The sequence below is a fragment of the Parachryseolinea silvisoli genome (assembly GCF_021190955.1).
Lineage (GTDB): Bacteria > Bacteroidota > Bacteroidia > Cytophagales > Cyclobacteriaceae > Ohtaekwangia > Ohtaekwangia silvisoli.
Genome location: NZ_JAIOAO010000009.1, coordinates 1 through 14512, shown reverse-complemented (window position 1 = coordinate 14512; position 14512 = coordinate 1). Strand labels below are relative to the sequence as shown.

At 52.2% G+C, this 14512-nt stretch carries 11 protein-coding genes and 1 rRNA gene; 6 read left to right on the top strand and 6 right to left on the bottom strand.

Translation table 11 applies throughout. The features are described from left to right. Positions 1-44 precede the first annotated feature (44 nt). Both K7P01_RS30835 and K7P01_RS30830 read left to right on the top strand, forming a co-directional pair. Entirely contained in the window at positions 45-1190 is a 1146-nt protein-coding gene (locus K7P01_RS30835) for a cystathionine gamma-synthase (RefSeq protein ID WP_267298457.1), read from the top strand. A 51-nt stretch (positions 1191-1241) separates the two neighbouring features. Further along, positions 1242-3905 carry a hypothetical protein gene (locus K7P01_RS30830; protein ID WP_267298456.1) on the top strand — a complete coding sequence of 888 codons (2664 nt, stop codon included), beginning with the start codon at positions 1242-1244 and terminating at the stop codon, positions 3903-3905. Here the strand turns inward: K7P01_RS30830 and bioA are convergent. From bioA to K7P01_RS30805, 5 genes are all read right to left on the bottom strand, one after another. Then, a complete protein-coding gene (gene bioA / locus K7P01_RS30825; protein ID WP_267298455.1) occupies positions 3892-5211 on the bottom strand; it encodes an adenosylmethionine--8-amino-7-oxononanoate transaminase in 1320 nt (439 codons plus the stop codon). The genes K7P01_RS30830 and bioA overlap by 14 nt on opposite strands. After that, positions 5177-5788 (bottom strand): dethiobiotin synthase, encoded by a 612-nt coding sequence (gene bioD / locus K7P01_RS30820; RefSeq protein WP_267298454.1) that lies wholly within the window; start codon positions 5786-5788, stop codon positions 5177-5179. Before bioD ends, bioA begins: the two co-directional genes overlap by 35 nt. A 30-nt stretch (positions 5789-5818) precedes the next feature. Next, positions 5819-6958, bottom strand: a complete 1140-nt coding sequence (locus K7P01_RS30815) for an aminotransferase class I/II-fold pyridoxal phosphate-dependent enzyme (protein WP_267298453.1) — start codon at positions 6956-6958, stop codon at positions 5819-5821. Positions 6959-6964: 6 nt separating this feature from the next. Next, positions 6965-7828 (bottom strand): SDR family oxidoreductase, encoded by an 864-nt coding sequence (locus K7P01_RS30810; RefSeq protein ID WP_267298452.1) that lies wholly within the window; start codon positions 7826-7828, stop codon positions 6965-6967. Between the two features lie 100 nt (positions 7829-7928). Further along, positions 7929-9029 carry a hypothetical protein gene (locus tag K7P01_RS30805; protein WP_267298451.1) on the bottom strand — a complete coding sequence of 367 codons (1101 nt, stop codon included), beginning with the start codon at positions 9027-9029 and terminating at the stop codon, positions 7929-7931. A 361-nt stretch (positions 9030-9390) separates the two neighbouring features. Here K7P01_RS30805 and K7P01_RS30800 point away from each other — a divergent pair, with 361 nt between their 5' ends. From K7P01_RS30800 to K7P01_RS30785, 4 genes are all read left to right on the top strand, one after another. Further along, positions 9391-10338 (top strand): OmpA family protein, encoded by a 948-nt coding sequence (locus K7P01_RS30800; protein ID WP_267298450.1) that lies wholly within the window; start codon positions 9391-9393, stop codon positions 10336-10338. A gap of 13 nt (positions 10339-10351) precedes the next feature. Next, positions 10352-10519: a PLDc N-terminal domain-containing protein gene (locus K7P01_RS30795; protein ID WP_267298449.1), complete on the top strand. Its 168-nt coding sequence runs from the start codon at positions 10352-10354 to the stop codon at positions 10517-10519. Between the two features lie 3 nt (positions 10520-10522). After that, complete coding sequence (locus K7P01_RS30790; RefSeq protein ID WP_267298448.1) at positions 10523-11809, top strand: MFS transporter; 1287 nt, start codon at positions 10523-10525, stop codon at positions 11807-11809. Positions 11810-11882: 73 nt separating this feature from the next. Next, complete coding sequence (locus K7P01_RS30785) at positions 11883-13949, top strand: tetratricopeptide repeat-containing sensor histidine kinase (protein ID WP_267298447.1); 2067 nt, start codon at positions 11883-11885, stop codon at positions 13947-13949. Positions 13950-14260: 311 nt separating this feature from the next. Here the strand turns inward: K7P01_RS30785 and rrf are convergent. Beyond that, positions 14261-14372: ribosomal RNA gene (gene rrf, locus K7P01_RS30780) — 5S ribosomal RNA — on the bottom strand. Positions 14373-14512: the final 140 nt, after the last annotated feature.

Genomic DNA, 14512 nt, shown 5'->3' with positions numbered 1-14512 from the left:
CGCGGGGTATTTCATTTGTCGGCTAAAAGTCTGAATATTACCCTATGAAATTCGGAACGAAAGCTGTACACGCCGGTGTGACGCCGGACCCATCTACCGGGGCGATCATGACCCCCATTTACCAGACATCCACATACGTACAGGAGTCGCCTGCCAAACACAAAGGCTTTGCCTATGCGCGTGGCACCAACCCTACACGCAACGCGCTGCAGGAAAGCATCGCCGCGTTGGAGAACGGTAAGTATGGCATCTGCTTTTCTTCGGGCATGGGCGCTACCGACGCCGTGATCAAATTGCTGAATCCCGGTGACGAAGTGATTACCAGCAACGACCTGTATGGCGGTTCGTACCGCATGTTCAAACGGGTCTTTGAAAAGTACGGCATCAAGTTCCATTTCATCGACCTGACCCAGGCCGACAACATCCGGTCGGTAATCAACGACCGTACGCGGCTGCTTTGGGTAGAGACCCCGACCAACCCGCTGATGAACATCGTCGACATCGCAGCATGTGTCGCCATCGCGCGGGAGCATAAGCTGATCGTTGCCGTCGACAACACCTTTGCTTCTCCTTACCTGCAGAATCCGCTTGACCTGGGCGCTGACATCGTCATGCACTCGGTGACCAAATACCTCAGCGGCCACTCCGACGTGGTCATGGGCGCCCTGGTAATGAACGACGAAAAACTTTACCAGGAGCTATTCTTCCTCATGAACTCCTGCGGCGCGGTGCCCGGCCCGCAAGACTCGTTCCTCGTGCTGCGCGGTATCAAGACCCTGCACCTGCGCATGGAGCGCCACTGTCTGAATGGCCGTAAGATTGCCGAATACCTGAAGGCCCACCCCAAGATTGGAAAGATATACTGGCCGGGATTTACCGACCACCCCAATCATGCCATTGCCAAAAAACAAATGCGTGACTTTGGCGGCATGCTCTCGTTTACCCTGAAAGACGACAGCCTGGACAAGGCCATCAAGCTGATGGAAAGCGTCCAGCTCTTTTCACTGGCCGAGTCACTTGGGGGTGTTGAGTCGCTGATCAACCACCCGGCGTCGATGACACACGCCAGCATTCCCCCGGCCGAACGCCTCAAGAGCGGCCTGGTGGACTCGTTGATCCGTCTGAGCATTGGTGTGGAAGATGTCGAAGACCTGATCGCCGACCTCGACCAGGCACTGGCGCAAGTATAAGGGCCGTATTTTTTACTATCTTGCCCATATTATAAACTAAGTCCGCTACGCGTGAAGAGACTTCCTTTGCTTATCACCATCGGCCTTGTGGTGGTTCTTGTCGGAGGGTACTACCTATACGACAGGTTTCTTGTCAAACGAACAATAACACCGTGGGCGCTCGTGCCCGAGGCTACCATCTTTGTGTATGAGACCAACGACTGTCCCGACTGCGTACGCAAAATGCAGGAGACATCGTTGTGGTCGGTCTTTCGCGAAGCGGCTTTCTATGGCAAGCCCACAGACTCGCTGCGCACACTGTTTGACTTTATCGAAACCCAGCCCCGCGGCCAGTTGATCTCCGCCCACCAAACCCGCAAGGACGACTTCGACTTTGTTTTTTATGTACCACTCAATCAGCTGAAGAGTAAGAATGCCATGCTCGACGCATGGGACAAGCTCACCAAAGAGCACCGCGAGTTCAACGGGATACAGATACACGAGATCACCTCCAGGCAGCAGACCTTCTCGTGGACGCAAATTGACGACGTCTGGATCGGCAGCTTTACGCCATTCCTCCTGGAAGATGTGATCCGCGCCTATACCGCCGGCAACACCACCCTTCGCAGCAAGATCGCCTCTCTTTACCAGATGCCCCGTTCGAAGAACGACGCGGGCAATCTCTTCATCAACATCCGGAACTTTGGCGTATGGCTCAACTCGTTCGCTGCGGGCAGTCCCTCGATCGTCAATCAAATCGGCCAGGCCTCGCTGCTCGACATCAAGACCGACGAGCAAAGCTTTACCCTGAACGGCTTCAGCCTCGACAGCGCCAGCCAGGGCTATATTCTGTCGGTGTTCAACAACCAGGTGCCCGTGCCGTTCAACCTCAAGAACTTTGTTTCTAACCGTTCGGTGATGGTCTCCAGCTTTGGCATCAGCGACGGCGTGCGCATGGGCGAAGCGTTGAAGATGTACGCCCAGAGCAAGAACCCGGGACTGCAGGATTCCATCAAACAGGTGAATACCGCGGCAGGGCTTTCGCTCGGCCAACTATACCAGCACCTGGGCAAAGAGGTAGGCGTGTGTTTTCTCGAATCGAAAGACCGCAGCCTGTCGAAGATCGTCCTGATCGAAACCAAAGACCCCAAGCCCTGGATCTCGGCCTTTAACACCATTGCCCAGAAGACCAGCATGGATACGATCTTCTTCGAGCGCTTCTCGGATTACGAGATTCGCGAGATGCCTGTGCCGTCCTTTCCCGAGAAACTTTTCTGGCCACTCGTGACCGGATTGAAGACCAGCTTCTATACCGCTGTGGGCAATACCATTATCCTGAGCGAGAACGTAGACGACCTCAAACAATTCCTGGACGACATCGACAAGGAGGAAACGTGGGGCAAGTCCGTGGCACAGAACAAATTCCTGGAAGGGACACTGCTGGAGTCCAACGTAAACCTGTATGTCAACACTCCTCTGGTGTGGAACATCCTGTCCGATGTACTGCACCCGCGCTGGCAAAAGTTTGTACAAGAGAACCAGGCCTCGCTGGAAAGCATCGGTATGGGTGCCGTACAAATGAGCCACCTGAATAACAGCTATTATACCAACATTACGTGGACATACGGTAAACCGAAAACTTCGGCTGCCGCCAAAGCTGATCGCACGGACAAAACCATCACATCGTTCCAGCAAGGCATTCACAAAATCTTTGTCGTACGGAATCACAATACCAAAGAGGAAGAAGTACTTGTGCAGGATTCTTCGCGTGCACTGAGCCTCGTGTCAGCCGACGGAAAGGCGCTTTGGAAGATCGACCTAGACCAGTTCATTGCCGGCGATGTAACGCAGGTGGATTTTTATAAGAACAATAAGCTGCAATTCTTTTTTGCCACGCCGGGGCAACTGCACGTTGTTGACCGGCTGGGCAATTATGTGAAGCCTTTCCCGGTGGCCATCGGCGAAAAGGATATTGAGTTCACATCCGTGATTGACTATGACCACAGTAAGAAATACCGTTTCCTGGTGGCCGGCAAATCTGGCAAGTTGTGGATGTACGATAAAGACGGCAGCAACCTCGATGGATGGAAGCCCAAGAATGTAGAGAGCAGCCTGTCTACCGCGCCGCAGCACCATCGCATACGCGGTAAAGATTATATTGTCGCAATCCGGAAGGATGGTATCGCATACCTGATGAACCGTCGGGGCGAAAACCTACCCGGCTTCCCAGTCGACCTCGATGCGCGCCCGGTAGGCGACTACGCGCTGGAAGTAGGCAATAGCTTGGCAACAACCTATTTTGTTATTGTATCACGCGACGGCTTCCGCATCAAGTTTGACATGAGCGGTAAGGTGCAGAGCCGTGAGTCGTTGATCAAAACGGCGGTGGACGCCCGCTTCAGCCTGGTGCGCGACCTGAGTGAAAAGTCTTACCTCGTGGTGCGCCAGGAGGCTCGTCAACTGACCGTGTTTGACGAAACCCTGAAAGAAATTGTCGGCAGCGACTTCGTTGGTAATAATCCGGCAGAGGTACGCTTCTATAATTTCGGCGGTGGCCGGAGCTACGTTACCCTGACCGACCTGTCGCAAGACCTGTCGTTTGTGTACGACCTGCAAGGCAACCTGATTACCTCCCTGCCCCTGGAAAGCAGCACCCTGGTGTTGCGCCCGGCGTCGGGAGACAAACCCAAGGCCTACTACTCACTGGGACAAGGCCTCACGCTCATGCCTTTGTAGGCAGCGTCTGAATAAATTCTTCTATCGCAGTATATACTGTTTGTAGTGCTTCTTCCGTCATCACGTACGGAGGAAGCACATACAAGATATTCCCCAAGGGACGGAGCAAAATGTTCCGCTCGATAAAATAGGGGAATATTTTCTTGCGCAAACTATGCTCATATCCCGTCCCCTCTTCGGTCCGTAGCTCTATCCGCAGAATGGTACCCAACGATCGGGCCTCCAACACGACCGGATGGTTATCCAGCTGTGCTGCAAACGCTTCCTGCTGCCGGCTGATGCGGTCTATGCGTCGCTGGCAATCCGGATCCGTCAACAAATCAAAGCTGGCATTCGCGGCAGCGCATGTGATGGGATTAGCGGTATAGGAATGACCGTGAAATAAGGTCTTTCGGAAATCTTCTGTTTGGAAAGCTTGTGCAATCTTGTCCGTACAGCTGGTAACGCCAAGTGCTATCGTTCCACCCGTAATGCCTTTGGAGACGATCACAATGTCGGGTTGAAACACACAATACTCGGATGCAAACAGTTTGCCGGTGCGGCCAAAGCCGGTAAAGACTTCGTCAGCAATACACAACACGTCGTGTGCCTGAGCTTCTCCGAGTAAGGCATTCAACACGGCAGGTGTATACATGCGCATGCCGGCAGCTCCTTGTACGAGGGGCTCGTATATAAATGCAGCAACGTCTCCCTGAGCCACGTATTCCCGGAATTGGTTGATCACTTCGGTTTCATTGGCGGCCGTAGGGAAATCAATGAATACCGTCTCAAATAAATAGGGTTTAAAAGGATCCGTAAAAATGCTTCGGTCACTGACCGACATAGAGCCAAAGGTGTCGCCGTGGTATGCTCCGTGTATAGCAATCACTTTCTTCTTCTGTGTGATGCCGCGGTTATGCCAGTATTGAATAGCCATTTTGATGCCCACCTCGACTGCCGTGCTGCCGTTGTCGGAATAGAATATCCGCGACTGTCCGGGAGGCAATATCGTGAGGAGGTTCTTGGCCAGCCGAATGGCCGGTGCATGTGTGAAGCCCGCGAAGATGACGTGTTCGAGCGTAGTCGCTTGCTCGGCCAGCGCACGGGCAATGTACGGGTTACTGTGCCCGTGAAGGTTGACCCACCACGACGACACCGCATCGATAATCTTGCGACCGTCGGCGGTGTGTAAATATACCCCCTCGCCACCGGTGATCAGGATGGGCTCCGCGGCGCCGGTAAGTGGTGTATAGGGATGCCAGATAACTTCTTTGTCCCAGGCAAGCAGCTCGTCAGGCGTGCCAGTGTTGTTGTAGTTCTTTTGCATAGTCTATAATCGTCTGACGGGTCACCTGCTCTTGCCGCGGCAGGCGCAGCAACACCGGCAGCCCGGTGTGAAGCTCGATGATCCGTTCACTCTCGGCGTTGGAAGGACCGTTGAAGATAATACCTTTGATGGGCAGGTTGCGTTTACGAAGTGCTTCTACGGTCAGCAATGTGTGATTGATGCTGCCAAGGTAGAGGTCTGCCACCAGCACGACTTGCGCATGAAACTGCGCGACGAGATCAATCACAAAGTCGTGATCGTTCAGTGGCACGAGGCAACCACCTGCACCTTCGATGACAAGGTCACGCTTCGTAGCAGGAGGTGTTAAAGTTTGCAGATCGATGGTGATGCCGTCGATGCGCGCCGCAGCATGGGGCGAGGCCGGTGTCTGTAACAGGTAGCCTTCGGGAAAGAATACGTGATGCTGAGGATCCAGCAACTTCGCGACAACCTCGGTATCACGAGGATGCCCTGCCTGTACGGGCTTCCAGTAATCGGCCTGCAAGGCCTCACACAGGATGGTCGAAACCAACGTTTTGCCACTGTCGGTATCAATCGCCGTAACGAAGTAATTCATGTCGCAAAACTACGCCATAATTGCAAAGGATCAAGAGGCCGCGATCGCGCGCGCACGTAAACAGCTGGCCAGGAGGTCGATCTCTTCGTGCGTGTTAAATGTATGCAGGCATATACGCATGCGCTCTGCACCCGCGGGCACAGTAGGCGACAAAATAGGACGTACATCAAGTCCCGCCGCTTGCCACTGCGCTGCCACTTGTCGCACGTGTGCATTTCCAGGATACAATGCCGTTTGAATAGCACTGTCGTTCCGGCTGACATGCGGTAGGTCTTGCACTTGTTGCACAAAGTATCCAATCGTATCGCGCAGCGCCTGTTGAAGCAGGGCGCCATGTTCTTGTATATACGCAAAGGCACAGTCGATGGCCGCGATGCTGTGCGGCGGCAACGCCGTGGTATAAATAAACGGTCGCGCAAAGTTCACCAGGTATTCTACAACGCTGCGGGTACCCACCACACACGCGCCATGGATGCCCATCGCCTTGCCGAAGGTATAGATGCGTACGGCAATCTTATCGTGCAGGCCCAGGGCCACGGCCAGGCCGCTTCCCCCCGCGCCCATCACGCCGGTACTGTGCGCTTCGTCGAGTATAATAAAAGCGCCATAACGTTCTGCCAAAGCAACCAGTGGCGCCAGGGGACAGGCGTCACCATCCATCGAGTAGATAGACTCGACAACAATAAACACGTTGCCGGTCGCACGTTGCAACCTGTCCTCCAAATCTTGCAGGTCGTTGTGACGAAAGTTGTGATGTTTTGCCAGGCTTAAGCGCATGCCGTCTTTAATGCTGGCGTGCACCAGCTCGTCACACAGGATGGTGTCACCCCGTTGCGGCATAGCCGATAGTACCGACAGGTTGGCTGCATAGCCGGATTGAAAGATCAGTGCGGCATCACCTAAAAAGATCCGGGCCAGTGTCCCTTCCACCTGTTCTGTATAGATCGCATTCCCCGACAGCAACCGCGAGCCTGTGGCGCCGTTTAGCGGCGCGGTGATCTGTTCCAGTTTCTCTTCGATCGCGGCAAAAAGCTCGGGCGATCGTGCCAGGCCTATATAGTCGTTGGATGTAAAATCGATGGGCGCAACTGCCTGTCGCAGGGCACGCAGTAATCCTGCTTCTTCGCGTGCGGCCAGGCGGTTACGCAATACGGCGTCAAAATCCTTCATTGTGAATTAAGACTGTTTGCCTCGCGTCTTTTCCATCATGTCCCACATCTCTTCGGGTATCATTTCCAGGTGGCTGAACTCACCGCCGTTGCGCAGCCATTCGCCGCCGTCGATGGTAATGACTTCGCCGTTGACATAAGCCGAATAGTCGGACATGAGATACGCTGCCAGGTTGGCCAGCTCCTGATGCTCACCTACACGTTTCAACGGCACGCGTTGGGCGGGGTCGAATTTCTTGACCAGCTCGCCGGGCAACAGACGGCTCCAGGCTCCCTCGGTCGGGAAAGGCCCGGGCGCAATGGCGTTGCTGCGGATTTTATACTTCGCCCACTCTACTGCCAGCGAGCGCGTCAGTGCCAATACACCCGCTTTACCACAGGCAGAGGGTACGACGTAGCCCGACCCGGTCCAAGCATAGGTGGTAACAATATTCAGAAATACACCCGGCTGTTTATTGGCAATCCAATGTTTGCCGGCGGCCAGGGTAGTATAATAGGTGCCTTTTAAAACAATATCGACAACAATGTCAAACGCACGGTGTGAAAGGCGCTCCGTGGGGCTGATAAAATTACCGGCCGCATTGTTTAATACGCCATCTACTTTACCAAAGGTATCGACCGTTGTTTTGAGCATCTGCTCGATCTCTTCATACTTGCGCACGTCGCACCCTACCGCCAGTACCTTGCCGCCGGTCTCTTGCATGAGCTCCTCGGCTGTTTTATCGAGTACTTCTTTTTTGCGGCTGGTGATCACGAGGTTTGCACCCAGTGTCAGAAAATATTTGCCCATGGCCTTGCCCAGACCTGTACCGCCGCCGGTGATAATGATGGTTTTATCTTTCAGGCTGCCGGGTGCTAACATTCCTTGCATATGATCATTGTTTTTAGACGATTGAAAGTAAGGAAGTTTATGAATAATAAAAAAGGGCCGCGCGTGCGTCCCTTTTTTATACGATAAGATTCTATTCGGCTTAGTTTACGTCGTCGAAGTCCCTCGTGATGGCATCGATCTCGTCAATAACGGGTTGCAGGGCGGTTTCAACCTTCTCCTTCGAGCCGTCAGCATACTTGAGATACGCCACTGCAGCACCGTTTTCATCTTCAAATACTACATCCGCCAATTTTTGATCGCCGTGATAGAGGGCAAGTTTTACAAAGTCGTTCAGGTCAACTTCACCCTGGCTGTTATTAGCACCCTCGGCATTGATGGTACCCTGCAGTTTCAAGTTGCGCAACTGCACATATCCGTCAATGCTTTTTACGCTTTCTTCAGACTTGGAAGCATCTTTATAGTTTACGGTGATGCTGGTTGCCACAACCGTTTCTTGATTACGCAGCAGGGATACGTTTAACGAGTTAGAGGTATTGCCCTTGGTGTCGAATGCAACCGACAGTTTGAAAGGCGTTACCGTCAACTCGATGTCAGCCGTCAGGGGGAAGCCTTGTTCATCCCACTCTACTTCCAGGTGTATCGACAGAGCCTTGGTGTTGTCTACGTACAGTGCGGCCGTAAGTACTTCCGGCTCATAATATGTTTCATCCCATTCTTCGTCATACAGCGCCACTTCGCTATACGCCGTCAGCTCGAGGCGGGCGTTGTTGGTAGTAGAACCTTCCGTGGGAAACTCGATCGAGATAATAGAAGCCTCTTCGATCATTTCGAATTGCTGGAGGTCGCTATTCCACGCATACTTACCTAAGTTGGCTCCGTAGTTGAACGGCTCGTCTGCAGCCGTGCGGCCGGCGGCACTACCTTTCGTAAATACACGTCTAAAGTCTTTACCTTTTTCGCGGAAGAAAGAACGCAGCTTTTTGTGGTCTGCCGCTACACGACCAAACGGATCGTCGGCATTGGCCAGGTCGAAGAAATCCTGTGTGGCCTTCAGGCCTTCAATATCCTGCAAGTCTTGCAGGTCAGCCGTTGCCGTGGAGTTGAACGATGCGATTTTGTTCTTGGCTTCATCTTTTGAAACCTGGCTACCCGAGCCGCCATCGTCATCGCTGCCACACGATGCGAGGCCAAGTATACCCACTAATGCAAATACGGAGAGGAGTTTTTGTTTGTTGATCATATGTGTTTTGGATTGTGTTCTTTGTAAGAGGTGAAAGTGAATGGTTTTAAATTTCTTCTGTGCTATAGACACAGACATGTAACGGAACGTTGGAACGGAGGTTGCCTACATATTCATGCAGTGACATATAACATTTGTTCTATCTCATTAAACAACGACGTACGATCATCTATACTTCTTAGGTGGTATAATATGCAGGCGCTGCGCTGCGGGTCCCCGTCACGCAGACATCCCGGCAGACAAGCCCACTATTTTGCCGGTTAAATGGCGTAACCCTCCAGGTAACCAGGCGTTTGAGAAAATTCCTCGGGTGTTCTTTTTTTATTACCTTAGACCGCATTTTTTGAACACTTAAACACCTATGAGGACTATTTTTTTATCGTTTTTACTGATCACGATCGTTTCATCCTGTGTAGTTTCTAAAAAGAAGTACGACGCGCTGCTGGCCCAGAAGATCCTGACCGAGGCCGATCTGGCCGACCGGTCGGGCCAGTTGGAGAAAGCCAACAGCACCCTTGACAGTCTATCCGCCCAGCTTAAAAAACTGAAAGATGACACGCTGCAGATCCGCGGCCAGAAGCGGAGCACCGCCCGGAAACTAGCCGAGCTCGAAAAAGAGCACGCCCAGCTTAACACATATTACAAAAACCTGATGAACAGCAGCGGCAAACAGACCCGCGACCTGGCGCAACAACAAGAGCAACTGCTGGCCATCCAACAAAACCTGGAGAAGACCCGCGCACAAAACGACTCCCTGAGCAGAGGCCTGGCGGAACGTGAAAAGAAGGTACAGGAGCTGGAGCAAGTACTTGCCAACAAGGATAACATGGTGCAACAACTGCGCACCAAGATCAGCAATGCCCTGCTGAACTTTAAAGAAAACGACATCACCGTGAAAGTAAAGAACGGGCAGGTATATGTATCGCTGGCCGAGCAGCTGCTGTTCGGTTCCGGCAGCATCGAGGTGGATGCCAAAGGCGTTACGGCCTTACAACAACTGGCGAAAGCCATCAAAGACCAGAAGGATATCAACATCATGGTAGAAGGCCATACCGACAATGTACCGATCTCGAAGAAGTCGCAGTATATGAATGACAACTGGGACCTGAGTGTGATGCGCGCTACTTCCATCAGTCGCATCCTGATGAAGGGCGGCGTACAGCCACGCCAGATCACCGCTGCCGGCCGTGGTGAATTTTCACCCCTGGCGGTGAACGATACCCCTGCCAATAAACAAAAGAACCGGCGCACAGAGATCATCATTACACCCAACCTCGACGAGCTTTTCAGAATCCTGGAGAATAACTAACCGCACGATATTTATGTACAGATTAATCTCCCTCCTTATACTCGTTGTCGACGTTCTTGTTATCGTCGATATCGTACGCAGCCACATGTCCAATGAACGCAAGATCTTATGGGTACTTGTGGTGGTATTCCTGCCGCTGGTGGGCCCAATCTTGTATTATCTCTTAGAGAAAAAGCGCTGACCTATGCTGCAAGATCGCTCATCTTATAAACTGCTGTACAGCCCGCCTGTGATTGTTGCGGCCCTGGGCTACTTTGTAGACATCTATGACCTGCTGTTGTTCAGCATCGTACGGAAGTCCAGCCTCATCTCCCTGGGAGTACCCGAGGCTGAGCTGTTCGAGAAGGGTGAATACCTGCTGCAGACGCAAATGTTCGGGATGCTCGTGGGCGGCATCATCTGGGGTATTATGGGAGACAAGCGCGGCCGGCTTTCGGTGTTGTTTGGATCGATCCTGCTATACTCGCTTGCCAACATAGCCAATGGTTTTGTCACCACTGTAGACCAATACGCCGTACTGCGTTTCATTGCCGGCGTGGGGCTGGCAGGAGAGCTTGGTGCCGGTATCACACTGGTCTCCGAGATCCTACCCAAACACTTGCGCGGTTATGGCACTGCCATTGTCGCGGGTGTGGGCGTGCTGGGTGCTGTGGCGGGTAACTTTGTGTCAAAGTCTTTCGACAGCTGGCAGGTATCCTACTTTGTTGGCGGTGGCATGGGACTGTTGCTCTTGATCGCGCGTGTGAGCGTAATGGAATCGGGTGTATTTCTGAAAGTCCGCGAGAAAGAAGAGGTTTCGCGTGGTAACTTCTTTCAGCTCTTTACCAGCCGCAAGCGACTTGTCAAGTTTCTGGGATGCATCTTCATTGGTTTGCCAATATGGTTTACCATCGGCATTCTGATCTCATTCTCCCCTGAGTTTGCAAAAGCCCTGTCGATAACAGGCACCATTACTACGGGCGATGCTGTAATGTATAGCTATATCGGTCTGTGCGTGGGCGATCTCGGCAGTGGCATTATCAGCCAGCTCGTTCGCTCGCGAAAGAAAGTTGCATTGACCTTCATTCTCATGACGGCGTGTCTTTTCATACTCTACTTGTTTATGCCGATCCGCACGGCAACGTTCTTTTATATCACTTGTTTTGCGCTGGGTGTTAGTATCGGATACTGGGCCTTGTTTGTGACAATCGCCGCCGAACAATTTGGCACCAACCTGCGCTCCACTGTCGCTACCACGACACCAAACTTTATCCGCGGCACAGTAGTACCATTGATCTGGCTGTTCAAGCTCTTGCGCGATTCCATTAAGGGGCACTATCTGCCTGCACTCGGCGAAAGCGCTGCTTACAGTAAGGGCATGATCTACGGCGCATTGATCGTGGGATCTATGACGATTGTGATTGCCTGCATCGCACTGCTGCCCATCGACGAAACGTTTGGGCGTGACTTGAATTTTGAAGAAGAAACGTAACCTGGAAGAGGGGCTTCTCCGTTGGTGAATCTGTTGTTTTATCCTAACTTACTACAGCTTAGACCATTCCGCCGTGAAGAAGCCCTTCTTTCTTTTTATCTGTTTTTTCTTCGTCCTTCACGGCCTGTCCCTGCAAGCGCAAAACCTGGATTTGATCCGATCCCTGCGTCACAAGCTCAAGACAACGCCGGAAGCCGAACGCTTTGAGATTCTCAACGACCTGGCGTGGGAATACCGCTGGGCAGCTCCCGACAGCACAATCTTTTACGCACAGAAGGCTTACGCATTAGGTCAGGAGCTTAAGCTGGCAACCGGCCTGGCCAAACCCCTGAATTTCATTGGCGTAGCACGCAACTACCAGGGCAAGCGCCTGGAAGCGTTTGACGCCTACGATAAAGCGTTGCACACAGCGACACAGCAAAACGATTCGGTCCAGATTGCTTACTCCAACAACAACCTGGGCCGGCTCTTCTTTGAACAAGGCCTGCTGTCACGCTCGTACGACTATTTCCTGCGCGCCCAGGCACTCTTCGAAAACATCAACGACTCTTCGGGCCTGGCCTATACCTACCAGAGCCTTGCCAACCTCTATAAGCTGCAGCAGGACAATGCCAAGGCCGAGTCTAATTACCTCAAGGCTTATCGCATCCGCATGCACGGCGGACGCTCGCGCGACATCATGTCGGCGCTCGTCATGATCGGGCGCCTGTACCAGGAAACCGGCCAGCTGGACAAAGCCCTTCATTACCTGCACCGAGCCGATTCCATCGGACATGTCATTAACGACGAGATCAACCTCGCCGACATTAAGACCTACATGTCCGAGACCCTGCTCAACAAAGGCATGCTCGACGCCGCGGACAGCATGTGCACGGCAGGGCTGGCGGTGATCGTGCGTATGAATACTACCCGCATGATGCCGCAGGCATATATGACCATGGGACAGATCAAGTTCGCGAAGAACGAGCTGGCACAGGCCCGCAAGTATTTTACGCTTTCTATGGACGTCGCTACCCGCGCGAATGAGCTTAACACGAAGATGGAGGTATTCTACTGGCTATGGAAGCTCTCCCTAAAAGAGAACAACCGCGTAGGCGCGCTGGAAAACCAAAACCAGTATCTCATTCTGAAAGACTCGCTGAATGATCTCAATGTAGCGCGCCAGGTAGAGCGCCTGCAGTTTGAAATGGACATCGAACGCAAGGAACAAGAGAACGAGCTGCTCAAGGTCAACCACGCAAAAAATGAAGCCGTCATTCTTCAGCAGCGTCTTCAGAACATCATCCTCATTGTCATTATTGCTTTTATCAGCATTCTCGGCCTGGTACAATGGCGTAGCAGCAAAAAGCGTCGCGAGGTGAACGATATGCTTGAGCGACAGAATCAATTCATTCGGAGCCAACGGGAGGAAATTGTCGATCAGAATCAAACATTATCCAAACACAACCGACAGCTCTCGGACATCAACCATGAGAAAGACACACTCATGAGCATCGTGGCGCACGATTTGAAAGCACCGCTCAACCGCATCAAGGGCATTGCCGATATCATGGAACTGGAGGGTGGGCTCACCACCGATCAGCATGAGTATATGGACATGACCAAAAATGCCACACAGGCAGGCCTTGATCTGATCAAGGATCTTTTGGATGTGCATATGCTGGAAGAGAACGTTACGCCACACTATACAACGTTCGACATCAGTGCATTTATGCTGGAGAAGGTCGATGCGTTTACACCGATCGCGTCTGCCAAGCAAATTCACTTGCACATCACGCGTGTGGAGAGCGAGCAGGTGCGATTGGATGCGGATTATCTTAGTCGCATTGCGGATAACTTATTGTCCAATGCACTGAAGTTTTCACCACCTAACGGGACCGTTGAAGTAGCCGCGGGGAAGACCGCGGATCATTTCTGGTTTTCTGTACGGGACGAGGGACCGGGATTTTCGGGGGAAGACAAGCAACAGATGTTTCAAAAGTTCCGAAAGCTGACGGCACGGCCTACAGCAGGAGAAACTTCGAATGGGCTTGGATTGGCAATTGTAAAGACGTTGGTGGACCGGTTGAAGGGAGAGATTATACTAAACTCTGAACCTGGAAAAGGCAGTGAGTTTGTTATTCGGTTTCCGCTGAGCTGATCTATACCATTCTTTAACAGCTTGGCTTTTCATCTGACTGCTGTTCCAATCACAAGCGCTGCGCGTTAATCTTTGCGCCAGCAATCTCCACGCGTTGGTTTCTACGTGGTCCTATTAACCTCTTTGTAGATATATAATCATTTGCTTTGCTGGCGCAAGTTTTAGCACCAAGCGTTAGCGTAGGTGCGGAACTTGTGCCCACGCCTGCAGGCAGTCTTAGACTGCCGAAGCCTAAGTCGAAGGGTGCCCATCTTCGAACGCCCATAAAACAAAAAAGCCCTGATATTTCTATCAAGGCTTCTCTTGTAAAAGAAAGGCAACGACTTACTCTCCCGGGTGTTATCCCAGTACCATCAGCGCTGGTGGGCTTAACTGCTCTGTTCGGAATGGGAAGAGGTGATCCCCACCGCCATAGTCACCTTAAGGTCTTCAACTCCGATCCTTCTGATCGTCGTTGGTTAATATCGTTGACAATATTGGCAAAAGAGTAGGTAATATTTTCAGTATAGTAGCAGATTTGAGCAAGCACATAGTCTTACTTTTCGTCTTATTTAGGGAGATGG